Annotated in this window: 19 protein-coding genes, 3 tRNA genes and 1 pseudogene; 14 read left to right on the top strand and 9 right to left on the bottom strand. The window is 50.3% G+C overall.

Annotated features, from left to right (window positions below; genetic code table 11):
• Positions 1 to 105: 105 nt before the first annotated feature.
• A complete protein-coding gene (locus HW447_RS11045) occupies positions 106 to 1,428 on the bottom strand; it encodes a S1C family serine protease (protein ID WP_176255316.1) in 1,323 nt (440 codons plus the stop codon).
• A 193-nt stretch (positions 1,429 to 1,621) separates the two neighbouring features.
• On the opposite strand from HW447_RS11045, the gene HW447_RS11040 reads away from it, so the two are divergent.
• The 4 genes from HW447_RS11040 (at position 1,622) to HW447_RS11025 (ending at position 7,692) form a co-directional block, all read left to right on the top strand.
• Positions 1,622 to 4,132, top strand: a complete 2,511-nt coding sequence (locus HW447_RS11040) for an endonuclease MutS2 (RefSeq protein WP_176255315.1) — start codon at positions 1,622 to 1,624, stop codon at positions 4,130 to 4,132.
• A 69-nt stretch (positions 4,133 to 4,201) separates the two neighbouring features.
• Positions 4,202 to 4,912 carry a response regulator transcription factor gene (locus HW447_RS11035; protein WP_176255314.1) on the top strand — a complete coding sequence of 237 codons (711 nt, stop codon included), beginning with the start codon at positions 4,202 to 4,204 and terminating at the stop codon, positions 4,910 to 4,912.
• 4 nt (positions 4,913 to 4,916) lie between these two features.
• On the top strand, positions 4,917 to 6,323 hold the full coding sequence (locus HW447_RS11030; RefSeq protein WP_176255313.1) for a sensor histidine kinase: 1,407 nt from the start codon (positions 4,917 to 4,919) through the stop codon (positions 6,321 to 6,323).
• Positions 6,324 to 6,687: 364 nt separating this feature from the next.
• Positions 6,688 to 7,692, top strand: a complete 1,005-nt coding sequence (locus HW447_RS11025; RefSeq protein ID WP_176255312.1) for a hypothetical protein — start codon at positions 6,688 to 6,690, stop codon at positions 7,690 to 7,692.
• A 222-nt stretch (positions 7,693 to 7,914) separates the two neighbouring features.
• On the opposite strand, the gene HW447_RS11020 is transcribed toward HW447_RS11025, so the two are convergent.
• From HW447_RS11020 to HW447_RS11000, 5 genes are all read right to left on the bottom strand, one after another.
• Complete coding sequence (locus HW447_RS11020; RefSeq protein ID WP_176255311.1) at positions 7,915 to 8,859, bottom strand: ROK family glucokinase; 945 nt, start codon at positions 8,857 to 8,859, stop codon at positions 7,915 to 7,917.
• Positions 8,860 to 8,945: 86 nt separating this feature from the next.
• A complete protein-coding gene (locus tag HW447_RS11015) occupies positions 8,946 to 10,235 on the bottom strand; it encodes a DUF5711 family protein (RefSeq protein WP_176255310.1) in 1,290 nt (429 codons plus the stop codon).
• 122 nt (positions 10,236 to 10,357) lie between these two features.
• The gene (locus HW447_RS11010; protein ID WP_176255309.1) at positions 10,358 to 11,572 is read right to left on the bottom strand and encodes a LysM peptidoglycan-binding domain-containing protein; all 1,215 of its coding nucleotides are present in this window, start codon (positions 11,570 to 11,572) and stop codon (positions 10,358 to 10,360) included.
• 100 nt (positions 11,573 to 11,672) lie between these two features.
• Positions 11,673 to 12,272 (bottom strand): spore protease YyaC, encoded by a 600-nt coding sequence (gene yyaC, locus HW447_RS11005; RefSeq protein ID WP_176255308.1) that lies wholly within the window; start codon positions 12,270 to 12,272, stop codon positions 11,673 to 11,675.
• 126 nt (positions 12,273 to 12,398) lie between these two features.
• On the bottom strand, positions 12,399 to 13,319 hold the full coding sequence (locus HW447_RS11000) for a sugar phosphate nucleotidyltransferase (RefSeq protein WP_176255307.1): 921 nt from the start codon (positions 13,317 to 13,319) through the stop codon (positions 12,399 to 12,401).
• A gap of 235 nt (positions 13,320 to 13,554) precedes the next feature.
• Between HW447_RS11000 and HW447_RS10995 the strand changes: the two genes are divergently transcribed.
• From HW447_RS10995 to hydF, 10 genes and pseudogenes are all read left to right on the top strand, one after another.
• On the top strand, positions 13,555 to 16,893 hold the full coding sequence (locus HW447_RS10995) for a hypothetical protein (RefSeq protein ID WP_176255306.1): 3,339 nt from the start codon (positions 13,555 to 13,557) through the stop codon (positions 16,891 to 16,893).
• 333 nt (positions 16,894 to 17,226) lie between these two features.
• On the top strand, positions 17,227 to 18,090 hold the full coding sequence (locus HW447_RS10990) for a YitT family protein (RefSeq protein ID WP_176255305.1): 864 nt from the start codon (positions 17,227 to 17,229) through the stop codon (positions 18,088 to 18,090).
• 153 nt (positions 18,091 to 18,243) lie between these two features.
• A pseudogene (locus tag HW447_RS18410) lies at positions 18,244 to 18,381 on the top strand (RNA polymerase factor sigma-54); the annotation flags it as partial.
• Positions 18,382 to 18,533: 152 nt separating this feature from the next.
• Positions 18,534 to 18,606 (top strand) — tRNA-Phe (locus HW447_RS10980).
• Between the two features lie 4 nt (positions 18,607 to 18,610).
• Positions 18,611 to 18,681 (top strand) — tRNA-Gly (locus tag HW447_RS10975).
• A gap of 28 nt (positions 18,682 to 18,709) precedes the next feature.
• Positions 18,710 to 18,781: transfer RNA gene (locus tag HW447_RS10970), tRNA-Gly, on the top strand.
• A gap of 372 nt (positions 18,782 to 19,153) precedes the next feature.
• A complete protein-coding gene (locus HW447_RS10965) occupies positions 19,154 to 19,402 on the top strand; it encodes a TM1266 family iron-only hydrogenase system putative regulator (RefSeq protein WP_176255304.1) in 249 nt (82 codons plus the stop codon).
• Between the two features lie 3 nt (positions 19,403 to 19,405).
• Positions 19,406 to 20,467: a [FeFe] hydrogenase H-cluster radical SAM maturase HydE gene (gene hydE / locus HW447_RS10960; RefSeq protein ID WP_176255303.1), complete on the top strand. Its 1,062-nt coding sequence runs from the start codon at positions 19,406 to 19,408 to the stop codon at positions 20,465 to 20,467.
• Positions 20,468 to 20,522: 55 nt separating this feature from the next.
• Complete coding sequence (gene hydG / locus HW447_RS10955) at positions 20,523 to 21,947, top strand: [FeFe] hydrogenase H-cluster radical SAM maturase HydG (RefSeq protein ID WP_176255302.1); 1,425 nt, start codon at positions 20,523 to 20,525, stop codon at positions 21,945 to 21,947.
• Between the two features lie 140 nt (positions 21,948 to 22,087).
• Complete coding sequence (gene hydF, locus HW447_RS10950; RefSeq protein WP_176255301.1) at positions 22,088 to 23,296, top strand: [FeFe] hydrogenase H-cluster maturation GTPase HydF; 1,209 nt, start codon at positions 22,088 to 22,090, stop codon at positions 23,294 to 23,296.
• A 47-nt stretch (positions 23,297 to 23,343) separates the two neighbouring features.
• Here the strand turns inward: hydF and HW447_RS10945 are convergent, their stop codons facing one another.
• The 3 genes from HW447_RS10945 to HW447_RS10935 all read right to left on the bottom strand — a co-directional run bounded on the left by HW447_RS10945 (position 23,344) and on the right by HW447_RS10935 (position 26,085).
• A complete protein-coding gene (locus HW447_RS10945) occupies positions 23,344 to 24,222 on the bottom strand; it encodes a DMT family transporter (RefSeq protein ID WP_176255344.1) in 879 nt (292 codons plus the stop codon).
• Between the two features lie 439 nt (positions 24,223 to 24,661).
• A complete protein-coding gene (locus HW447_RS10940; RefSeq protein WP_176255300.1) occupies positions 24,662 to 25,141 on the bottom strand; it encodes a DUF2798 domain-containing protein in 480 nt (159 codons plus the stop codon).
• A gap of 221 nt (positions 25,142 to 25,362) precedes the next feature.
• Positions 25,363 to 26,085 carry an N-acetylmuramoyl-L-alanine amidase gene (locus tag HW447_RS10935; protein ID WP_176255299.1) on the bottom strand — a complete coding sequence of 241 codons (723 nt, stop codon included), beginning with the start codon at positions 26,083 to 26,085 and terminating at the stop codon, positions 25,363 to 25,365.
• Positions 26,086 to 26,136 lie beyond the last annotated feature (51 nt).

Below are 26,136 nucleotides of genomic sequence, written 5' to 3'. Positions count from 1 at the left end.
ACGCGAGCTTGACTCCTGTTTCTGCACCTGTTTTCCCGCCGTCCCGAACCACTGCCTCCATGCTATGAAAAGGGAGTCCGCTTCCTTCGGACTCCCGTTCCGTTTTTATCTGGTTCCGACGGTCACTTCAAATATAATTTCCCTGTACTCGTCTTTGCCATTGCTGCGCTGTACACTTACACTGATCTTCGTTCCTGCCTGAAGCTTTTCCACCTGGCTCTGCAGTTCCTTCAGAGTCGTCACCGGCGTCTTTCCCAGCTTTGTCAGTATATCGCCCGGCTGCAGTCCTGCGTTATAGGCCGGACTGTCAGCCACCGCCTCGGTGATGTATATGCCTTTGGGCATCCCGCTCTGGGCCATGGCCGCCGTGATCTCCTGGCCCTGGATACCGAAATACGGAACCGGGAGGCCATTGCTCATCAGCTCCAGCGCCCCCTTGTAATCGGATACAGACATAACCGACGTCATCCGGCCGCTGTCATCCGGGCTATAGCCTTCCGCTGCCCAGCCAATCAGCTCCCCATCTGTATTCAGGAGAAATGTGCCCGCCCTGGCATCTCCCGGCGTATCCGTATAGAAAATACGTGTGCTTCCATCCACTGCCTTGGCGCTGCGGACCACATAGGAAATAAATCCGTATCCGCTGGAACCGGTAACGCCCGCCGGGGAACCAATCGCCGCCACCAGATCTCCCTGCTTTACGCTGTAGGAATTGCCCAGGGCGATAGCTTTTACATGGTCATACTGCCTGTCCTCCATCTGCGCTCCATTTACGCTCACCAAAGCCATACCGGCCACAGAATCCTTCTGTTTTACCGCGCCCGGCAGAATCGTACCGTCTGAAAATGACACCTCAATGGAATCGGCTGTGGCGACCGCCTCATCGGGAACCAGAATCAGGATCTCGCCCCGCGTACGCGCTATCACCACGCCGGAATACTGTCCCGTAGTCTCGATGGGATTGTCAAACCAGTCCATCTCTCTTTGAATGGAATGGACGGAAACCACACCGCCTTCCCACTCCTGGATCAGGTCATGGAGATTGCCGTAAAGACGGTTCAGGTCATCCATGGAATACGGGTATTTCTCCATTTCAGACCGCACCATGTCCTCCACCGGCTCCGTCTCCTCTGAAGCTGCCTTTGTCTCAGACTCCGCAGACTGCGTGGCATCCGGCTCATCCTTTGCAATCGTAATGGGATCCGGCTCTGTTTCCTCAGTACCCAGGAGTTTCTCTGCCGCCGGCTTCACCACGGCAAAGCAAACGGCCGCCGCCGCACCAAAAACCATCCCATAAAATCCCGTCTTAAAGATCCTGACAATGATCTGCCGCCTGGTAGGCGGCTGGCGGACGATCTTTTCGTGGATAAACTGTCTCCGTTTTTCCTGGCCATCGTCCGTTCCTCTATCTTCCTGCTTATCCGCCATCTCGCTCCTCCTTACGAAGAATCTCACCTCTTATTATACGGTTCTCCCGCATAATATGCAAGTTTTTGTTGCCGCAGCAGAGAAACAGAATTTTTCCTATCAAAATATCCCTGGGATGTGGTATACTAGCCCCAGAGCTGGTTATACAGCGAAGCTGAAATGTTTTACCATCCACAGGAGGTTACCTATAAATATGAACCAAAAATCCTTAAAAACCTTAGAATATACAAAGATTATCACTCAACTGGAATCCCATGCGGCCTCTCCTCTGGGAAAGGCGCTTTGCAGAGAACTGACCCCCTCCTCTGATCTGGAGGAAATACGTACCCGCCAGGCCCAGACTACCGACGCAGCTGACCGGGTCCGTTTAAAGGGTTCCGTGTCTTTTTCCGGTCTCAGAGAGATCGGCGGCTCCTTAAAAAGGCTGGAGATCGGCAGTTCCTTAAGCATCCCGGAGCTTCTTTCCATCAGTTCTGTTCTTACCGTAGCAGCCAGAGCCAAATCCTACGGACGCCGGGATGCGGAGGATACGCCTGTCTTTACGCCTCGCTTTCCGGGCCAGAAGCCGCCAAAGCAGACGGAAGCCGCCGAATATGTTCCCGACTCTCTGGATCCGTTTTTCCAGGCCCTTGAGCCTCTTACACCCTTAAATAACGAAATCAAACGCTGTATCATTTCCGAGGATGAAGTGGCAGATGACGCCAGCCCCGGCCTTTCACGGGTGCGCCGTTCTATCAAGGCTGCCGCTGACCGGATCCACACCCAGTTAAATACCATTTTAAATTCCCACCGCACCTACCTTCAGGATGCCGTGATCACCATGAGGGACGGACGCTACTGCCTTCCTGTCAAGGCAGAATACAAGAGCCAGGTATCCGGCATGGTACATGATCAGTCTGCCACTGGCTCCACTCTGTTTATCGAGCCCATGGCCATTATCAGGCTGAACAATGAGATACGGGAACTGGAGATCCAGGAGCAGAAGGAGATTGAAGCCGTTCTGGCCTCACTGAGCAATGAGGCAGCCCCTCACATCGAGGAGCTGCGTCTGAACATGGAACTTCTGGCCCAGCTAGATTTCATTTTTGCAAGAGCCGCCCTGTCCCGCCAGTACCGCTGCAGCGCCCCTGTTTTTAATGACCAGGGCCGCATCCACATCAAGGACGGACGCCATCCCCTTCTGGATCCCCAGAAGGTAGTTCCTGTCAACGTCTGGCTGGGAAAAGATTTTGATCTGCTTATCGTTACCGGCCCCAACACAGGCGGTAAAACCGTTTCCCTAAAGACAGTGGGACTTTTTACCCTTATGGGCCAGGCGGGACTTCACATTCCCGCCTGGGAAGGCTCGGAGCTGGCCGTATTTGACGAGGTTTTTGCCGATATCGGCGATGAACAGAGCATCGAACAGAGCCTCAGTACCTTCTCGGCCCACATGACAAATATTGTAAATATTTTACAGCAGGCAGATTCCCGCTCCCTCTGCCTCTTTGACGAGCTGGGCGCAGGGACGGATCCCACCGAGGGCGCAGCCCTGGCCATCGCCGTCCTGTCCTTCCTCCACAATATGAAATGCCGCACCATGGCCACTACGCATTACAGTGAGTTAAAGGTCTTTGCTCTCACCACCCCAGGCGTAGAAAATGCCTGCTGCGAATTCAGCGTGGAAACCTTACAGCCCACCTACCGTCTGCTTATCGGTATTCCCGGAAAGAGCAACGCCTTTGCCATTTCCCAAAAACTGGGGCTTCCCGATTTCATTATCGAGGATGCAAAGACCCATCTGGAGTCCAAAGACCAGTCCTTTGAGGATCTTCTAGCCAGCCTGGAGACCAGCCGCATCACCATCGAAAAAGAGCAGGAGGAGATCCGCTCTTATAAAGAAGAGATCGCTCAGCTGAAATCACGGCTCACCCAGAAAGAAGAACGGCTGGACGAACGCAAGGACAAGCTGATCCGAAATGCTTCTGAGGAGGCCCAGCGCATTCTGAGAGAGGCCAAGGAAACCGCCGATCAGACCATCCGTCAGATCAACAAGCTGGCCGCTGATTCCGGCGTAGGAAAAGAACTGGAGGCCCAGAGAACCAGGCTGAGGGAGCAGTTAAAAAAGACGGACGACAAGCTGGCTGTCAAAACAAAAGGCCCTAATCAGCCCGTCTCTCCAAAGAAATTAAAGGTAGGAGACGGCGTCAGGGTTCTTTCCATGAACTTAAAAGGCACGGTCAGCTCTCTTCCTGATGCCAGAGGCGACCTGTTCGTCCAGATGGGTATTCTTCGCTCCAAGGTCAATATAAAGGATCTGGAACTGATCCGCGAGGACGATATAAGCGCCACCTTAGGCGACGGCTCGTCCCATACCTACGGCGGCTCGTCCGGCGTTTCCTCAAAAGCGAAAAAGACATTTTCACAGGCCAAAGGAAATGGAAGCGGCAGCGGCCAGATCCGAATGTCCAAATCATTTTCCGTGGGATCGGAGGTAAACCTCATCGGCATGACCACGGATGAGGCTGTTCCTGCCATGGAAAAATATCTGGACGACGCCTATCTGGCCCATATGCCTAGCGTCCGGGTGGTACACGGCCGCGGCACCGGAGCTTTAAAAGCAGCCTGCCACAAACGCCTGCGCCAGTTAAAATACGTTAAAGACTTCCGCCTGGGCGAATTCGGTGAGGGCGGAGACGGCGTTACTATCGTGACTTTTAAATAAAATAAACTCCCAAAGCCAGAACTCACCGTGTCCGGGAGTATACACAACCAACAAGGAGGACTTTCACCAATGGCTGAGAAACAGCGGATCCTGATTGTAGATGATGATGCGAATATCGCAGAACTCATTTCCCTGTATTTAATGAAAGAATGTTATGAAACCATGATCGTCGGAGACGGCGAAGCGGCCCTGAGGGTGTTTTCGGAATTTAAGCCCAATCTGGTACTTTTAGACCTGATGCTTCCGGGCATAGATGGCTACCAGGTATGCAGAGAGCTGCGGGCCGGCTCTCAGGTTCCTATTATCATGCTGTCGGCTAAAGGTGAGATTTTTGACAAGGTTCTGGGACTGGAGTTAGGGGCTGATGACTATATGATCAAGCCTTTTGACTCCAAGGAACTGGTAGCCCGTGTAAAGGCGGTTCTGCGCCGTTATCAGTCCGCTCCCGCCGCGGTGTCCTCAGAGCCAAAGCAGCAGGGCGAATATGTGGAATACCCGGATCTCATCGTAAACCTGACCAATTATTCCGTTCTTTACAAGGGCCATTCCGTGGAGATGCCTCCCAAGGAGCTGGAACTTCTCTATTTCCTGGCATCCTCTCCTAACCAGGTTTTTACCAGAGAACAGCTCCTGGACCATATCTGGGGCTATGAATACATCGGCGACACCCGCACTGTGGACGTACATATCAAGCGTCTCCGGGAGAAAATCAAGGATCATGCCAACTGGTCCATTACCACCGTATGGGGAATCGGCTATAAATTTGAGGTAAAGAGGTGATTCCATGACCCGTTCACTCTACTCCAAGTTTGTACTGGGCTATCTGATCTTCGGCCTTCTTGGTTTTATCACCATTGCCACCTTTTCCTCCCGGATCACAAGAGATTTCCTCATCCGGGATCATTCTGAGGCCCTTTATGACGAGGCGAATGCCATTGCCGCCTCCTGCAGCCAGATGTATGAGGGAAAGCACCAGGATCTGACCGCTTTTTCTGCCCAGTTAAAAAGCCTTGGCGCCTACCTTCGGGCAGAAATCTGGGTTGCGGACAACCAGGGATCCATTTTCATGGACAGCAGGGACGGCGGCCGCAGCCAGACGGTGATTCCCAACTTTGATCCCACTGCCTCCGGAAGCCGCTCCTATACCATCGGAAATTATTACGGCCTTTTTGATGAGGATGTCCTCACCGTGTCCTCCCCTGTAACAGGAAATTACACAACCTACGGCTATGTGATCATCCACCTCCCCTTAAACCAGATCTCTCAGTCCCAGAGAGGCATCCTGGACATCCTTTATATTACCTCCGCGGCGGTATTCGGCCTGTCTATGATCATTTTGCTGGTATTTACCCAGACTGTTTATCTGCCTCTGCGCAAGATCACCGTAGGAGCCAAGGAGTATGCCGCCGGACATCTGGACTACCGGATTCAGGTAAACACCCATGATGAAATGGGCTATCTGGCTGACACGCTCAACTATATGTCTGACGAGCTGAATAAAATGGAAGAATACCAGAAGAATTTTATTGCCAACGTATCCCACGATTTCCGCTCTCCTCTGACCTCCATCAAGGGCTATCTGGAAGCGGTATTAGACGGCACCATCCCGCCTGATATGTACGAAAAATACCTTTCCAGGGTGATTTCCGAGACAGAACGTCTCCACAAACTTACGGAAAGTATGCTGACTTTAAACTCGCTGGATGCGAAAGGCTACCTGACCCGGACCAATTTTGACATCAACCGTGTCATCAAGGATACGGCAGCCTCTTTTGAGGGTACCTGCGGGCAGAAAAATATCAGCTTCGACCTTACCTTTTCCGACACCATCCAGATGGTATACGCCGACATGGGAAAGATTCAGCAGGTTCTCTATAACCTGATTGACAATGCCATCAAGTTTAGCCACAACGATTCCATGATTTATATCCAGGCCGCCGGCCAGTATGAGAAGGTATTTGTTTCCGTAAAGGATACAGGCATCGGTATTCCAAAGGACAGCCTAAAGAAGATCTGGGAACGTTTCTATAAGACGGATCTCTCCCGTGGAAAGGATAAAAAAGGCACCGGACTTGGGCTTTCTATTGTAAAAGAGATTTTACAGGCCCATGGTGAAAATATCGACGTCATCAGTACAGAGGGAGTGGGGACTGAGTTTATTTTCTCGCTGCCCCGTTCCACTGCTCTGTAAGCTTTCCGCCATATGCAGCCATCCTCCACCTCTGTCTGCTGACGGTACCCCCGATCCATCTATTTTGGATAAATGGGGGTATTTTGCTTTTTTCGTAACTGTTCAGAGCGGGGAGTTTTCTTAAATTCCTTTGATTGCAAGTCTCTTCTTTCCACCAGATCCATTTTATGGTATACTCCTCATAAGCGAATACTCCCGAACTTCTTTACCGTCATATTTTCGGGAGTATGAACCCAACCGGACACACTCTGTACGGAAATTCTGCCGCCATATTCGGCAGAATCTATCCTGTACGGGTTTCCTGTTACAGCGAATCATATGAGAGCCGCCGGTTACGGCTCTCACAGAGAAAGGATGGAAGATTATGACCCAATTTAAAAAAGCAGCGGCCTTTTTTATGGCTGCAGCCCTTCTCTCCTCTGCCTTCGCTCCTGCCGCCATGGCTGACAGCAAGACAAAGGTAGGCAAGATTTATCTGACCCTTGATTCAGACATCCGCGCGGGAAGCAGCGGCGGAGAGGTGGAGGCAACACCCACCGGAGACAACACAGACCTTTATTATGTAGATGCAGTAGAGGTGGTAAATGACGAGGGAGATAACTGGTCCAAGTCCAATCCTCCAGAGGTAGATATCACCCTGGGACTGGAAAACGAGGACGACTACACCTTCTCCGGTACCTCCTCCAGCAGCTTCAAATTTACCCTGGACAGCTCCATCAAATCCCGTTTTGACAAGATCAAGTTCGTAAATGCAAAAAAATCTGACGGCGGGGCAACCATGACCATCACTGTAAAGCTTATTTTCGACGAGGATGCCGATATGAGTGACGCTCCCGCCCCTTCAAATGCAGACTGGGATTCCAGCACTCCCGGCCTTGCTGTATGGGACGACGTGAACTCTGCCAAATATTTTCAGGTTGAGCTGTACCGCGACGGTTCTCTTGTAACGTCTCCTGACGGCGGAAGCTCTACCCTGTCTGTATATGATACTCATTACGATTTCTCCTCCTGGATGACCCAGAGCGGAAACTACACCTTCAAGGTTCGTTCCGTCAAATCCAGCAATAATGCCAAGAGCAGCTGGGTCAGCTCCTCCAGGCAGTCAGTCGGCGCCTCCGAGGGCTGGAAAAAAGCCGCCGACAATATACGCTGGTGGTGGCAGAACAGCGACGGCACCTATCCTGTCTCCCAGTGGAAGGAGATAAACGGCAAGTGGTACTATTTCGACGCCCAGGGATATATGGCTACGGGATGGATTCAGGTAAATGGCCTGTACTACTATCTGGATCCCGCCACCGGTGCCATGTATGCCAACTGCTATACACCAGATCACTTCTGGGTAGACGAAAACGGAGTCTGGAGACAGTAGAACATTTTCTGTTCATACTGCCTGTAACAGCGGATACTGCATGAGTAGTGCGGTGTCCGCTGTTTTTGATTGCAGATTACCGGCTGCTCATCAGAGCGCAGAAAGAATTTATCTCATCTGTACTGCAGGTTTCCAGAGCCAAACATGAAAACGGCGGCATTCCTTACGTACAGGAACACCGCCTTATAAAAATATACCAGGAGAGGATTCTCCATCCCCTGCCTACAGTATCAGTCTGGCCGCACCATAAATCCCCGCGTCATTTCCAAGGGTAGCAAGTCCCAGTTTTGGCTTATTGGGGGAAATGGGGGTGAAATGGTCATAATCCTTCTGCACCATGTCGATGAGGAACTGGCCGGCCTTGGAGACGCCGCCTCCGATGACGAAGATCTCCGGATCTATGATAAGGGCAATTTGAGACAGCGCCAGGCCCAGATAACGGCTTACCACCGCCATCACCTCCAGCGCCAGTCCATCGCCCTCCTTGGCTGCATCCAGCACATTTTTAGCAGTCACTGCATTGCCGTATGCGCGAAGAGAGGATGGCGTATCTGTGGACTCCATCTTCCTTCTGGCTTCTCTTGCAATACCGGTCGCAGAGCTGATCTGCTCTACGCAGCCCTGACCGCCGCAGTTGCAGTATTCCTTCTCATCCTCTCTCACATGGATGTGACCAATCTCACCACCCAGGCCGTGACGTCCGGCCACGATCTTCTGATCCAGAATCACGCCGCCGCCTACGCCGGTGCCAAGGGTGATCATCACAAGGTCGCCGTAGCCCTTACCGCCGCCCTGCCACATTTCACCGAGAGCAGCTACATTTGCGTCATTGCCGCTTTTCACAGGAAGTCCGTCTAAAAGCCCGCTTAACTCCTTCTGCGGATTTACATTATGCCATCCAAGGTTTACACAGACCTCTACGTTTCCATCCGGCATCACCGGTCCCGGAACGCCAAGTCCCGCTCCCACAACGTCCCTTTTCAGGTCCAGCCCCATTGATGATACCTTTTCACGGATCGAGGCGGCTACATCTGCAAGAATATGCCTTCCGCCCTCCTCCTTACGGGTTGTTACCTCCCATTTATCCACCAGTTCTCCGGTAGTTTCAAAGATTCCCAGCTTAACGCTGGTGCCTCCTACGTCTACGCCAATGCATTTCATCCCCATAGTATTTCTTCCTTTCTGCAATCATATATTTATGGCTCATACGCCGGACTGGGATCCGGCTGTTATCCATCATGAATCATTTCCTTCTACCGCATACGGATCTCCTGAATCTTCTGCGGCCCCATAACCAAAAGGGTGCCCGGAAGGCTGCCGGCGGATATCTTGGACACCGAAAAATCAAAGGTGCCATTGAATTTCTCCGTCCCTGCCATATTATAGACGCGGCAGGAATTATCATTATAAAGAAGAACCAGATCTCCGTCAATGTCAAAACCGCTGTACTGGTAGGTAAAGGCTCTTTCAAATACCTGGCTGCCGTCCGAACGATACACATGAAGGCGATATGGATCCGATCCCTCGGAGTTGTCCGTAATCACAGCGGCATACTGATCCGAATAGCTGATGCTGCGGATATTTTCATTTAAAAGGATCTGGGCCTTGGATTCCGGCGAGGTCTCGATCCGGGTAGAGAAAAACTGCAGTCCCTTGTCCGTAAATATTACCGCATGGCTGTCATCCATAAAATGTACCCGGCCCGCCATGGCATCTACCAGATCCTGAGGCATGAACACGCCTACCACCCGCTTGGGATCGTTCTTTCCCAGACCGAAGTTGTAAAATACCACCTTATTCCTGATCATCCCGTCCTCCAGGTACATAAAGGAAGTGATCCACTGTGTCCCACTGGGAGAAAGGCTTACATCCACCGGATATCCATCGCCGGAAAGAAGGGATTTTACATAGATATCCAGAGGATTTCCGTCCTTTTTATACAGGTAAATGTAGCTGGCCCTGGAATCCTCCTCCACCGCAGCCGTAACACCTTTTGCAGAAATAGAGAGCGCCAGAACAGGCAGAGAGGTAGCTGCCTGTCCCTGCTGTCCGTTTTTGTCGCAAATATAAATGGAATTGCCCTGACGGTCCCCGATGGCAGCGTAATCACCGTTTACAGCCACTATGGGATTTTTCATCTCATAACTTAAAATCCATACGGCTTTTCCCCTGGCGTCCAGATAGGAAGCGCCGTCCTTCGTGTATTTGATCACACCGTCGGCAAAATCCACAAAGCCGCAGAAGTTTCCCTCCGCCGCAATGCTCTCCCCCTGCCCATCTTCTGTGAAGCCAGACTCCCAGACTACCTGGTAGTCTGCAAATGACTGATAGCGGTCATAGTAGAATAATCCCGCTGCTGCAAGCGCTGCAAGAATACCTATTATCATGGCAATACGCAGCCTGCGCTTAATGGTTCTCTGATGGGCTTTGCGCAGGATCTCCTCACTGTCCTCGTCTTTAGGGTAAGCCGCAGCCGCCGGAACAACCTGTTTTCTCAGCTGATTTTTTTTATTTTCACGGCTCATTGAATGGTTATTGCCCATTTTGCGGCCTCCTGATTTTTGATATACGGATTAAGTATACAACATTTTCAGGATATGCGCACTAGGAAAATGAGAATTACCAAAACGCGCCGGCTCGTCCGATTCTGCGCTTTAACAGCCGATTACGGCATCAGAAGTTTCTGCCCCGCATAAATACTGTTTTGATCTCCCAGGTCATTGATACGGCAGATTTCATCTACCCTGTTAACATTGTGATATACCTTAAAGCAGATGCCATAGAGCGTCTCCCCTTCGCCCACGGTATAAACCTTATAAGACGGGGCAGAAACGGTTTCCGCAGAGGTGCTCTTCTCATTTTCAAGAACTGTTTCTTCCGTCACGCCTTCAGGCGCCTGACTCTTTATGACCGTCTCTTCTGTTTCGTTATCCCTCTCCTCCATGGTCTCAGGCGTTACCGCAGCGGGCTTTTCACCTGCCGTAACCTCTGTCTCCGTCCGGGCTGTTTCCTCAGAAGGATACACCTTTGCGGCAGCCTCCTCGATCCATTTTCCGTCATCCTCTTTTCCGGAAGCCAGAAGTCCAGACCGGACAACCCCCTCCGGCAGTACCGAGGCAATCACATTTTCCATTTGGTGCATTTTTTTATAGTTATTAAACATAGCTACTCCGCCTGCCAGCACGGTAATAGCCAGAGCCGTACACACCATAGACAACGCCCCTACCGTACTGCGGTGACGAATCACCTCGCCTTTGCGTTCTTCCATTTTCTGTCGGAAGTCCTGAATCGCCCGGTCATTAACACCGGCCTCTGCTCTGGGAACGTCCTTTCTGGCAATCATATAGTCCTGCATCATCTGATTTCGTTCATAATAAATGCTGTATCCCCGCAGCTTATAAAATCCGTCCGAAGAGGTAATATACACCGACTCTTCCCCTTCTAAACCGCTGTTTAAATACATCAGCTGGTTCTTTCCCGTAAAATAATGGCTATGTTCCCTCCAGTAATTCAGAGGATTTAACGTACAACCCGGATTTCCGCACAGAAACCATCCCTGAACCGTTCGTTTTGGAAAACGATTTTCCACCTCCTGATATGCCTTTTTCCAGGCGTCCTCTGTAAAGGCTACCTTCTCCCCCTCCTTTGTAACCGTTTCCATTTCCAGAGCGCCATCTACAAAAACATACGGCACATCCTCATGGATCTCCCTGCTTCCCAAAAGAAGTCCCACACGCAAATCCGATCCCTTTGGGGGCCGCAACTGTTTTAAATATGTATTAACATAATCCTCCACATACAGTTTCAATACCTGATCCCGCTCTCCAATCTGCCGTATATTTTTTGGCAGCTTCGGAAACAGCTCATATAATTCTCCCATCTGCTCACCCCTTTTATGAATTTGTCCTACAAATGCGTAAAAAAAGACACATCCGTTTCCAGATATGTCCCAGTATAGCAGGTCTTTCCCGCAAAGTTTGTCATATTATGGCGGCATTTTCCCAAAATCGTTCGACAAGGGAAATACTTTCGCATATGCAGTCGGCCATCTTCATCACCATGGACAGACGAACGCTTTGGAGCATCACCGGATCGCGGCTGCCGGCCCCGCCTACAATGCCGGTAATGGAGATATCTCCCACTGCTTCCAGGTCCTTTGACACTCCAAGTCCCGGCTGCAGAGCGCCGCGCCCCAGGGTAGCGTAGCCCACATGATCCGGGCTGCCCACAGAGGCGTCAATGGCTACTACTACGTAACGGGAGTAATGAGCCCGGATGTAACGGACATAAAGCTCCAGATTCATGGCATGAACCGGCTTATCCAGAGTGCCAATCACCGCCGCGCCCCGCAGAGAGCGTCTGCGCAGCTTATGGCCTACCAGAGGCCCCAGACTGTCCCCCGTAGACCGGTCTGTTCCGATACACAGGAACATAACGCCCTCTTTCCCTTTTTCTTCCATTTCTTCCATGATCATGCGGTTTAAATTTACAGCAAAACGCTCTGCCTCAAACTCTCCCGCTGTATCATAGTATGAAATATCTTCCCGTTTCAGGATGCCGGATGTTTTCCACAATTTCATGTCTGTACTGTCCCCTTATCCACGGAAGGTGAAGTGTTTTCACCATTTTTATGGTCAGAGGACACAAGACACGTCCTCTTCCTCTGATAGTAGTATAGACCCTGAAAATGGAAAATATGCGTTTCTTTAATCAAATAACTTTTCTTTGTAAACGCCGTCCCGAATCAGTCCGCGGATCGCCTCCACGACTGCCTGCTTATCCTCCTGATAGGTCACGCCAAACCATTTATCAGGCGTATCCAGAACACGGACTCTTGCGCGTCCTGTCTGTACTAAATCATCAATGATCTTAGGAAGGAGATACTCTGCCTTAATATCTCCCGGTTTTAAGCTGTCTAAAAAACTGGGGAAACCTTTCTCCAACTCATCTAAAAAGCTAACAGGAAGTCCCCACATATTCATAGACACTGGCTGTCCGGCCTCTACAGATACAGGGTTTCCGGTTTCGTCTGCCGCCAAAATCCCGTCTGCGCTGCGGCGGATATCATAGGTTTCCGTGACATTTTTAAGGAACCCATTTTCCACATGGCAGACGCCTCTGGTTACACTTCCATTGTCGCTTAAGGTATTTTCCAGTACAAAGCCTCCCATACAGATATCATACACATCCGCATCTTCATCCATCTCATTTACCATATATTCATGAATCCGCCTGAAGCCTTCCTTACCATAGTAATCATCTGCATTGATCACAAGGAAGGGGCAGTCGATCAGTCCCCTGATCATAAGGACTGCCTGTCCTGTTCCCCAGGGTTTCTTTCTGCCCTCCGGCACCTCATATCCCTCCGGAAGAGCAGAAAGCTCCTGATAAGCATAGATAACGGGGATCTGTTTCTCGATCCGGCTGCCGATAATCTCCCTGAAATCCTTTTCCAGGTCCCGGCGGATAATAAACACTACTTTGCTGAACCCTGCCTCAATGGCATCATGAATGGAATAGTCCATGATAATCTCCCCATTAGGCCCCACAGGAGCCAGCTGCTTGATCCCGCCTCCGAAACGGCTGCCGATTCCGGCCGCCATGATAACTAATGCTGTTTCTTTCATAATGATGGCTTCTCCTTTGCTTCATTCTGCATTTATATTCCCTCTCGTCTGCAGTCCTGCAGAAAAGAGAGTCCTGTGGACACTATATTAGAACATTATCCGAAAAAAAGCAATGGCGCTTTTATCCCTGTGTTCCCGTCTGAAATTTTTTCCTCTGGAAAAATATTCATATAAATGATATACTTTTAACACCATGAACACAAAAGATTCTGGAAATTCTTTCCAAGGAGAGACTATGAAGAAAATCAAACAAATCATGGCCTTACTTCTATGTGGGATAATGGTCACTGCCCAGACCTCATTTACGGTTCGGGCGGAAGCTCCAATCGGGCAGGGAGGCCTGTGCGAGCACCATCCCGTCCACACGCAGGAATGTGGTTACACGCCTGCGGATCCAGGCGCTCCGTGCACACATACGCACGATGACGACTGTTTCATCTCTGTTAAAAACTGTATTCATGTACACACGGCTGAGTGCTATTCCGAATCCGAAACGGATCCGGAGGCCACATCTGCCGCAGCCCGCCGGAGGGAACCGGTAAACTGCACCCATGTATGCAGCGCTGAAAGCGGCTGTATTACTCAACAAACAAACTGTACCCATGTTCATGACAGCGCCTGCGGATACCGCGCGGCAAAGCCAGGAAGTCCCTGTACCTTCCACTGCGGCATCTGCAGCCCAGATGCCGGACAGCCGGATAATTCTTCCCCTCCCCCTATAGAAAACCTTCCGGCAGACAGGCAGGAGTCATGTACCTGTGATGTGCGCTGCACTGCTGATGCCGTTAATACGGACTGTGCCGTCTGCGGGGGAGAAAATGGAGATCTGAGTATGTGCACCGGAAAGGAAACGAAAGCAGCGTCAGTCTATTCAACTGCAAAAGATCCCATGAATGTTTACACCTACGCACAGTTTCAAAACTCCGATACCTCTGGCAACGGCTCTGTGGAATTTCCATACAACCGGTTTGAAGACGCCATGGAAAACGTGGCGGACGGCGGAACAATTTATATCATTAATAAAGCATTTCTCAATGACCAGGGAAATTATAAGACCTATGTCTTTGATAAAAACGTCACCATCCGTCCGGCTCCCGGACAGAACAGCGCCGACTTTCTTGTCCGTTCTTCCGGTATTGTCCTCGGCGCTGACGTAACCATTGAAAATGTGACATTAAGCCTGACCAGCAAAGTACGGGCTGCTATTTTTGCCAACGGACACCACCTGACCCTTTCCAATATAAAACGAGGCGCCGGAGCCAGGGCAATACATCTGTACGCCGGCGGGACTCCGGATTCTTCCAGCTATTCCGGAGATCATGGTGCTATCACTGTAACAGGGAGCTGTGAGCTTGGAAATATATACGGCGGCGGCCTTGAAAGTGAAAGCGGTGACGCTCATATCCTGATCAATAAAGGATCTAAAACAGGAAACATATATGCCTGCGGCTCGGACCGTTCCAATGTTGATCCCGACAATATGTTTGATATAACCGAACCTCCGGATCCTGTGGCAAATCCGAAATATACATCCGGTGATATTACCATAGATCTTGCAAACGGCCATACGGTAAAAGCCATTGAAGGAGCGGGGGCAAGTTCCACCTATGTAACCGCCTGCCCCGTTTATCCTGCCAGCATGGCTCTGACAGATATTACAGGCCTGACCCTGACCAGCGGCACCATTATGGCTTCCAGCTTAACGGGCAGCGCCGGAGGAAGTATCGATATTGATCTGCAGAACGGATCGGCTCTTGATATGTCCGGATTAAATTCCCTTCCTGCGGTCGGTACACTCAAAGGCTCTGGCGGCACTTTCATTTTAAAGCAGGATGCCTGCCTGACAGCCAATACCTTTACCGGACGGGTTCGTTTTGCAGCCGGAAGCTATTTTAACGGAAAATCAGGACGCGTTACGGTTGGGCATACGTATCTTCAGGTGACAGATCCAAATTCTGACGGAAAGCTGGACTTTTCACCCGATGACAGCCAGACAAATATCGGCATGAAACGAAAAGGCGATGGCTGGACTGCCAGCGAGGTTATCGTTTACCCCAGTCAGGTAACCATCGACATCTCGCACAATGGGGCAACTGTAAACCAGGCCTTTCCAATGCAGACTCTGAATATCACCGCCAGAGCGGAGCGTTCCGGCAAAGCAGCATCAGAAGCGCCAAAGCTGAATGAAATGCGGCTGCTGATCAATGGAACCCCTGTTGAAACGAAGAAAACGGACGCTGCGGGAACTGTTTCTTTCTCCCCCCTTTCCGTCCTTCCCTCCACCGGATTCCGGCCTGGCGAAAATACGGTTTCTGTGGAATATGGCGGGGGAGACATTGCTGAGGATCTTGACAGTTCCGCTGCAAAGGCAGTTTTATATGTCAGCAAGGTTCCCGTGGAGCTGAAAACCGGCAGCTACCCATCTGTTCCCTATAACGGGCAATCCCAGATTCCAGAATACACTCTGGTTCTGTCCGATGATAAGACTGAGGTTTTGCCGGAACTTCTTCCTGCAAAAGACCAGATACTGTTCACTGCGAGAAAATACAAGGGAGCCGATCTTTCGGACGAAGTTCTTACCGATGTGGTCTTTCCGGGAAAATACAAACTTTCCTGGCAGATTCCAGGTCAGGCTCAATGGCTGGCTGAAAGCACACTCGACGGCTATATAGAGATTACACCCGCAGGTCCTGTCCTTTCGGCTTCCTATCAGGTAACAGACAAAGAGGCGCTTAAGGTTCTAACTGATATTACGGTGACTGGTGTCAACGGAGGGGACGTACCCTCAGGAGACGTAACTGTACGAACTGCGTACGGCACAGAAAAAACAGCAGCGCTCCAGAATGGCCATGCTCAAATCGAATTTACAATGCCCGTAGCTGAAAAAACCGCATTTGAAATATACTACCACGAGCCCACGGCAGATTCTTATACCGCTCCGGTCTACAGCGATGCACAAATCCATCTCGATATTGACCTGTCTGATGGGGGCAGCAATCATGGTGGTGGTTCCGGCAATAACGGCGGTTCCGGTGGTGGTTCTTCTTCCGGCGGCGGTTCCTCTTCCGGCGGCGGTGGCGGCAGACCCAGCGGTGGCGGTGGTTCCTCCTCCGGCAGCGGCCCTGGAGGTTCCTCCTCCGGCCCATCCATGAACCACTCAGGCAGCCTGGGCGATGCTGAACACGGCGGCTCCGGCTCCTGGCAAAAGAATGAAAAAGGATGGTGGTATGGCTATGCAGATGGAACCTGGGAGGCCGGCCATATGAACCCTGTATCCGGTCAGGATCAGGTAGCATGGCAGAATATCAACGGCAAATGGTGGGCCTTTGACCATGACGGCTATGCTGAGACTGGTTGGGTTCTTGATCAGAGCAGCAATCAATGGTATTGGATCGATCAGAACAGCGGTATGGAAAGCGGCTGGCGAGATATTAACGGAAAGTGGTATTATTTTAATACAGATTCCACCAGCGCAAATAACCGTCCCTATGGTTCCATGTATAAAAACGAAAGGACACCCGATGGCTATTTTGTGAATTCGGACGGTTCCTGGGACGGCAGCGCACCTGTGTAACACGCTAAACAAAACACATCCCCTGCCTTTCCGGTTTTATCCAGAATAATTGCAGACATGAAAACACTCTCATTCCAGAAGCGGCCTGATATTAAACCGTTTCTCTGAAAGAGAGTGTTTTTATATTATCCCTTCTCCGTCTGCCAGGGATCCGTGTACATAATACCCACATTTGTCTACAACCCACGGACATTTTTCACAACCTTTTCATTGTACCTCTTTTAGGAAAAAAGGTGGTTGCGCTTGTGGTAAAACATGCTTATTATATGGTTGAATCCAAACATTGTTTTGATATCTAAAATACAATATTATAAGGGAGGGTATTCTTTCATTATGAAAGAAATCAAAAATCCATTCTGGCACGCAGTCGCCGAGTATGGAACGATCACGATCAGCATCTGGATTATGGTAGTGGGGATTTACTTTTTCAAATTCCCCAACCACTTCGCCTTTGGCGGCATCACCGGCTTTTCCACGGTAGTCAGCGAGATGACTCAATGGTCTGCCAGTGATTTCACATCCATTATGAATATGGCACTTCTTGTCCTGGGTTTTATCTTTCTGGGCAGAAGTTTTGGTTTAAAGACTGTATACGCCACTGTTGTCATGTCAGTCAGCCTTTCTGTACTGGAAAGAATATACCCCATGACGCATCCTCTGACCACAGAGCCGCTTCTCGAACTGATATTTGCTATTTTTCTTCCGGCGATCGGAACTGCTATTCTGTTCAATATTGGAGCTTCCAGCGGCGGAACAGATATTATCGCCATGATCATGAAGAAACACACCAGCATGAATATCGGTACCGTACTGATGCTGGTGGATGTAGCCTCTGTACTGGCATCTTTCTTCATTTTCGATGCGGAAACAGGCCTGTTTTCCACTATCGGCCTTGCAGCAAAATCCCTTGTGATTGATGATGTAATTGAAAATATCAATCTCTGCAAATGTTTCAATATCATTTGTGATAATCCAGATCCCATCTGTGATTATATTATCCATACCCTAAACCGCAGCGCTACGGTCTACCATGCAGAGGGTGCATTTTCCCACCATGATAAGACCGTTATCATGACCACCATGAAACGCAGCCAGGCCCTGAAGCTGCGCAACTACATCAGAAAGGTAGAACCTACCGCTTTTATGCTGATCTCCAATTCCAGCGAGATCGTTGGCAAAGGCTTTTTAACAAGCTGACAACATTTTTACAGCAGCCATCCTTCACCGCCGTCTTAGCCTCTTTGACTAGACGGCGGTTTTTGCTATACCTAGAACAGATATTTTACGAAAGAAGGGGATGTCTGTGGATTTGAAACTTCAGACAAAACAATCTCAGACCCTGTCTGGGCACAAAAGAAAACATACAGCAACCGTCTTCTGGCGGAAAAACTGGCAGAACGCCCAATTACCATATCACACAGGACAGTAGCAAAATACCGTGAAGAGGAGGAAATCCCCGATGCAAGCGGACACAGGGAATATATCTGATGACGGTCAGCAGCCGCCCAATCACCTCACACGTTTTAAAATGGGAATCTTGAAACTTTTTAAAATTCTTTTCCCAAAAGACTTGACAGCCGTCAAAAAAAAAGGTAGAATATCACCGTTGTCAGCGATACGAGGTGTCACTGATAAGGGATGCCCAGATAGCTCAGTTGGTAGAGCAGAGGACTGAAAATCCTCGTGTCGTTGGTTCGATTCCGACTTTGGGCACTGTGCAGGTGTAGTTCAATGGTAGAACACTAGCCTTCCAAGCTAGATACGTGGGTTCGATTCCCATCACCTGCTTTGAAAATAGAATATCTGTTTTATATATGCGCGAGTGGCTCAGTGGTGGAGCACCACCTTGCCAAGGTGGGGGCCGCGGGTTCGAATCCCGTCTCGCGCTTTTTTTATTTTGTGCCGGAACCTTTATTTTGCCAGGGTTTCGGCCTTTTCAGTTCTCACTTAAATAGTTTTCCCTTTTGACCAGGCCACGCCTCCGGTTCAAAAATCCCACTTCTTAAATAAAAATGCATCTGGCATATTCCCGGCGTCTGTGCTATACTATTGCAAAATACAATTCAATTCTCCCAAGCTGCGAGTCTTTTCTTTCAGCAAGGGACAAGAGCATATCGATCAGAACAGATGACACTGACCCAAAGAGACATTCTGAGGCGGAAGGGGCATGACTGGATGTATTTCCTGCACCCTTTTTTAAGGGTGCTTTTTTTGCCGCTTCCGGCTGATCGCCCATAGGCTCTGACACAGGAGGTCAAAAATGAATTCAAGAGTAGCACTGATTGGAATTGTAGTAGAAAAGGCAGAGTCTGTGGAAGCCCTGAACCGGATCCTGCATGAGTACGGTTCCTATATCATTGGCCGCATGGGTATCCCCTATGCCAAACGCAATATCAATATCATCAGTATCGCCGTGGATGCCCCCTCGGATATAATCAGCGCCCTTTCAGGAAAGCTGGGGAGATTGGACGGGATCAGTACCAAAGCAGTTTACTCAAAGGTGGTGTAAGAAATGAAGATAAGTGACCTGATCTGCCGCCTGGAAACCGTACGAGAATTGTCCCCGGATCAGTGGATAGATTTATTTGGACAATGGCAGGCCGAAAGAGATCCCTCCATACTGGCCCTGATCTGCGAACGCGCCAGGCTGACAAAAGAAAAAATCTTTGGAAACAAGGTGTACATCCGCGGACTGATCGAATTCACCAATTACTGCCGAAATGACTGTTATTACTGCGGTTTAAGAAAAAGCAACCGGGAAACAGATCGCTACCGGTTAGATGAGTCCACGATCCTCTCCTGCTGCGAAAAGGGCTACGAACTCGGTTTCCGAACCTTCGTGCTGCAGGGGGGAGAAGACCCGTTTTTTACAGCTGACCGGCTCCGCGAACTGATACGGCAAATCCGGCAGAGATACCCTGACTGTGCTATTACTCTTGCTGTAGGTGAGCATGACCGCAGCGCCTACCAGTCCTGGTTTGATGCCGGAGCTGACCGCTATCTTCTCCGCCATGAAACAGCGAACGAAAACCACTACCGCCGTCTTCATCCCGAACCTTTAAGCGGCCAAAACCGCAGGGAGTGCCTGTTTCATTTAAAAGAAATCGGTTACCAGACCGGCTGCGGCATTATGGTAGGCTCTCCCGGCCAGACTGCGGAATGTCTGGCGGATGACATGGTATTTATGAAAACGCTGAATCCCCATATGGTCGGCATAGGACCGTTCATCCCCCAGCACGCCACCCCATTTGCCGGTGAAAGTCCCGGAACGCTGGAGGATACTTTATTCCTTCTTGCCCTGGTTCGCCTGATGCTCCCTGCGGTCCTTCTCCCCGCCACCACAGCCCTGGGGACTATCCACCCGGAGGGAAGGGAGCTTGGTATTCTCGGCGGAGCAAATGTGGTGATGCCTAACCTGTCACCGCTGAATGTAAGAAAAAAATATCTTCTTTACGACAATAAAATCTGCACCGGGGACGAAGCGGCCGAAGCTCTTTCTTCCCTGAAAAAGAAAATGTCCGCCATAGGATGCGAAATTGTTATGGGACGCGGTGATTCACCGCTTGTCATATAAAATATCTTACTGAGGGAAAAGACTGGTTCTGACCCCAAAGAGAGGAGAATAAACCATGTATAAGTATGACCCGTCATCATCAAAAGCCGAGGAATTTATCAATCATCAGGAGATCCTGGATACGCTGGAATATGCGCATCAGAACAGCCGCAACGAGACCCTTATCAGCGAGATCCTCGCAAAAGCAGCTCTCAGAAAAGGACTGACGCACCGCGAGGCCTCTGTCCTCTTAGTCTGTCAGCTGGAAGAGAAAAACCGAGAGATCTACGCCCTGGCCGAACAGATCAAAAAGGATTTTTACGGCAATCGGATCGTAATGTTTGCCCCCCTGTACCTGTCAAATTACTGTATCAACGGCTGTGTCTACTGCCCGTATCACGCAAAAAATAAGCACATTGCCAGAAAAAAGCTGAGCCAGGAGGATATACGAAGAGAAGTGATTGCCCTTCAGGATATGGGGCATAAGCGTCTGGCTCTGGAAACCGGCGAGGATCCGGTAAACAGCCCCATCGAATATGTACTGGAGTCCATTGATACCATTTACAGCATACGGCATAAAAACGGATTGATCCGCCGTGTAAACGTAAACATTGCCGCCACTACGGTGGATAATTACAAACGGCTGAAGGAGGCAGGAATCGGTACTTACATTCTGTTCCAGGAAACCTACCACAAGGAAAGCTATGAATCGCTCCATCCCACCGGGCCGAAGCATGATTACGCCTACCATACTGAGGCTATGGACCGAGCCCAGCTGGGAGGGATTGACGACGTAGGGCTGGGCGTCCTCTTTGGCCTGGAGCTGTACCGCTATGAATTCGCCGGACTTCTCATGCACGCAGAGCATTTGGAAACGGTGTTCGGCGTTGGTCCCCATACCATCAGCGTCCCCAGGATCCGTCGGGCAGACGATATCGACCCCGATGCATTTGACAACGGCATTGATGACGATACCTTTGCAAAGCTGGTTGCCTGTATCCGTATTGCAGTTCCCTACACCGGCATGATCGTATCCACACGGGAGAGCCAAAAATGCCGCGAACGGCTTTTGCGGCTAGGTGTATCCCAGCTCAGCGGTGGTTCCAGAACCAGCGTAGGAGGCTACGCCGAGCTGGAGCCTTATGAGGAAAATTCTTCCCAGTTTGACGTCAGCGACAACCGCACTCTGGATCAGGTTGTCAACTGGCTTATGACCCTGGGCTATATCCCCAGCTTCTGTACTGCCTGTTACCGTGAGGGACGCACCGGCGACCGATTTATGAGCCTGTGCAAAAGCGGACAGATACAAAATTGCTGCCATCCAAACGCCCTTATGACGCTGAAGGAGTACCTGTGTGACTATGCCTCCCCTGACACCAGAACCATCGGAGAAACCATGATTCTGCGCGAGCTCGGCAGTATCCCAAAAGAGAACGTCCGGGAGATTGTACTCAGAAATCTTACGGAAATTGAAAAAGGAAACCGAGATTTTCGATTCTAGTGGACCGTATCTTGAATTAACTGCCGTCTGGCTGGTCTGCTGTCAATTATACGTTGTACCAGCCTGTAACATATGATACGCCCAGGCAGTATTTTCACCGCAGTTTGTGCCTGGGCAAAGGGAAAGGAATAGATATATCTATGACAATGAATCAGACACCCTCCGGGGAAAGAATCCATATCGGCTTTTTCGGAAAGAGAAACGCCGGAAAATCCAGTCTTGTAAATGCCATTACCGGCCAGAGCCTGTCCATCGTCTCAAACATAAAGGGCACTACCACTGATCCGGTTCTTAAATCCATGGAATTGCTGCCGCTGGGGCCAGTAGTTATCATAGACACTCCCGGACTGGATGATGAGGGAGAACTGGGACTTTTACGTATAAAAAAAGCCCGGCAGGCCATTAACCGCACCGATATCGGCGTGATCGTAGCGGACGGTACTGTGGGTATAAGCAGGGAAGAACGGGAGCTGGAAGAAATTTTCCAGCAAAAGAGAATCCCCTATATCATTGTTTTTAATAAAGCCGATCTCTGCGAAACGAAAGGCAGCTTTGAACCAGGACTATGGGTCAGTGCCGCAGACGGCACGGGGATCAGTGAGCTGAAAACAGCCATCGCAGCAATAAAACCGGCGGACAACCCAAACCGCTGCCTCCTGGCCGACCTGATTGAGCCGTCGGACACAGTAGTGCTTGTGGTTCCCATCGATAAGGCTGCCCCAAAAGGACGGCTGATCCTGCCTCAGCAGCAGGTCATACGTGACATCTTAGACCGAAAGGCTGTATCCATTGTCTGTCAGGAGGACAATCTGTCCGGCACCCTTGCACTGCTGGCAGAGAAACCAAAGCTTGTGATCACAGACAGCCAGGTCTTTCCCATCGTTGACAGGATAACGCCGCCCGACATCGGCCTGACCTCCTTCTCTGTTCTCTTTGCCCGGTACAAAGGAAACCTGTGGCAGACTGCCAGAGGGGCCAAAGCACTGGAAACTGTACGGGATGGATCACGGATTCTGATCTCAGAAGGCTGTACCCATCAGCGGCAGTGCGGAGATATAGGCACCTGCAAGCTTCCAGCCATGATACGTTCCTATACCGGAAAAGAACCTGCGTTTATCTTTACCTCCGGGCGTGAATTTCCGGAAGATCTATCCTCCTTCCATATGGTCATCCACTGCGGCGGCTGTATGCTGACGGAGCGGGAAATGAAGTACCGCCTTGCCGCAGCCCAGGATCAGAGCGTGCCTGTAACCAATTACGGGATCATCATAGCCTATATGAACGGGATTCTGGAGCGTAGCCTGCAGCCCCTGACAAAAGACCGTTCTGATGCTTCACTGTATCATTAGCACAAGCAAAATCTCCATCATATCCTCCCCCTGTGATCGGAACCTTTTTATATGGGATCAGACATTTTTCCCTGAGCCGCTGTCAGCATAAGCACCGCCCCAAGAATCATCCCAAACCCCAGAAAATCCGCCGGCGCAAAGGATGTTCCCAGCCAGAAAACGGAAATAATTACTGCGGACAGCGGTTCTACACTTGCCAGTATACTTCCTTTTAGCGGGCCGATCATGGAAACTCCCTGAAGGTAAAGGCCAAAGGCAACAGCCGTTCCAATCACAATAACGCTGATGAGAGCGGCTCCGGTTTCAGTATCCCATATAAGTTCATATTCCCAGGGGCGGAACAGAACACACATAAGGACTCCCCCGAAAAACATACCAAATCCCAGGACCTGATAGATATCATAGCGCAGGATCAGGCTTCCAGGGATCATATTGTAAAGAACGGAGCTGACCGCAGCAGCCAGCCCCCAGAACAGGGCATTTCCCGTGATGTAGAAGGTATGGATATTTCCATGGGTACCGAGCACAAAGGTACCGAGGAGGGATAAAAAGATGGCCGCCAGTTCCAGCCATCCGGGATAACGCTTTTCCCGAAAGCAGACAACCAGAAGAATAAGTACCGGCGATAGATACTGCAGAACCGTGGCCGTTCCCGCATTAGACGCTTCAATAGCCATAAAATAGGTAAACTGGCACAGGCTGATGCCGCAAAAGGCAAAAAGCAGAAGGCGCAGGGTATCTGCCTTTTTCTTCAATATGTCCATATTTCGCCTGCCATGTAGGCTAAAGCCAACCGCAATCATAATAAGTCCTGCAAAAAGCAGCCGCAAGGATACCAGCCATGGCGCCTTAGCTCCCTTTGCCTCAAACAGGAACTGGCCGCAGCAGCCGGAAAATCCCCAGCATATCCCCCCGCAGACCGCCATGATTGTCCCCAAAGTTTCATTTTTCTTCTGTATCATCTCACTCTTCTTCCTCCCTTCCCCCAGGTATGGGGGTATTTTTCCGCTCAGAGGGTTACAAAGTGTTATCCCTTCTTGCCGGCGGCGGATTTTTGTATAGCCTCACCCAGTTTAACCGCAGCAAACATATCTGTCAATCCTTTCCTGTTTCCCCGAAAGCCGGCTGCTGCACCCCGTCTCCTGCATTCGGCTGCTCTGCTTCAGAAACCGCGCCACGTTCCGGCCGTCCGCATTTCTTACCCGCGCAGATCTCTACCGAATCCCGCTCCCCGCAATGGACAGTACCAGACCAGATGGTATCAGAGGACTGGGAAATAAAATTTCGGGACTGCAGTGAGAGGCAGACATATTAAAGGGCTGCCTGAGAAATGAATAAAGGGCCATAAACGGCCCTCATCTGCTCTCATACAATCGTCCCCACAGGAAATGCCCGGCGGAATATGGTTCTGACAACGGGCCCGGCCACCAGCAGCTGAAAAGGCAGAGCCATTACAAAGTTTTTCGGAATATTGGTGAGCCATACAAGGGGCAGCAGCCTCCATTGACCGGTAACTATACACATTTCCAGACCGCCATACAGAGACATGAAAATGACCATGGGAACCACCATGCAGCAGGACACAGCGATTACCTTTCTTGACGGGCTGCTGTCGCGGTCTGCGAAAAACCGAAAAGCTGCTGCTTTGGCGGGGCCGGACACCACAAACCAGTCAAGACAGAGCGCGCAGATATAAGCCAGAGGGAAGCCCATCCATCCCTCTCTCACCGACTCTGCGCTGAATCCACCCATATGAAGGGCGACATTGTACATACTCATCCAAAGCACCATCACAAAGCACATAAGGACAGTGTAAATCAGACTTTCTTTCTTATTTTGCGGCATAATTCCTCCTTCGGCGTATCAGCTGCGTTATATAAAAAACAGCAGGCGCTGCGGGTCAAAGATAAGGGATGCGGGGTATCCGCTTCCTGCTCTGACTCGCTGCGATCCTGCTGTATGTATGATCTCGCTGCGTCATGCGCCTGTTTTTATTTTTTCCCGGATATTATAACCTGTTTCTATGGCTTTTGTAAGTTCTTTTTTGCGTACATACAAAGATAACCTTACGCTCTCTCTTTATTCAGGTACTCCATAATTCCCATATGGATCGTCCAAGCCATCCGATCCTGGTATTCTTCCGTCTGCAGATTTGCAGCTTCTGACGGATTACTTAAAAAACCGCATTCTACGATTACAATTGGTTCCTTTACATGAAGAAGAAGATAATAATTATCATTGGCCTTTGCCTGACGGCGGTTTGCTGAACCCAGAACGTAATCAAACCGTTTCTGCAGGATCTGTGCCAGCACCTTGCCCTTCTGGGAAGTTTTGTAGTAAAATACCTGCCCCCCAAAGATGGAGTTTTCATGATAGCTGTTCTGGTGGATGCTCACTACCAGATCCGGTTTCGCCTCTTCTATAATCTGGCATCGTTTTTTCATATCAGACATCTTCTTATAGCGGCCTCCGGCCGGGGACAGTCCCGTATCTTCTTCTCTCGTAAGAACGGCCGTTACATCTGAATACTCCAGATAATTCTTTAGGCGCAGTGCAATGGACAGGTTGATATCCTTTTCCAGCTGACCATTCACCCCAACCTTTCCCGGATCCTTACCTCCATGTCCAGGATCAATCACCACTACCGGACGGGCTGTCTCAGCTGTTCCCTCCCGACTCTGAACCGTCAGTACCCCGGATGCTGCCAGAGAGCCCGCCTGCCAGGAAAGAAGGGTTACGGCCCCCAGCAGCAAAAACCCCATTACGGTCTGCCACGTCCACTGTTTCATGCTGCAAAACTCCCGGCTGCCGCAGCAGCCATTTTCACACCCTTTAATTCA

Source organism: Enterocloster alcoholdehydrogenati, assembly GCF_013282095.1.
GTDB lineage: Bacteria > Bacillota > Clostridia > Lachnospirales > Lachnospiraceae > Enterocloster > Enterocloster alcoholdehydrogenati.
Note: the sequence above shows the minus strand (reverse complement) of the source record. Positions and strands in the feature narration are given on the sequence as shown.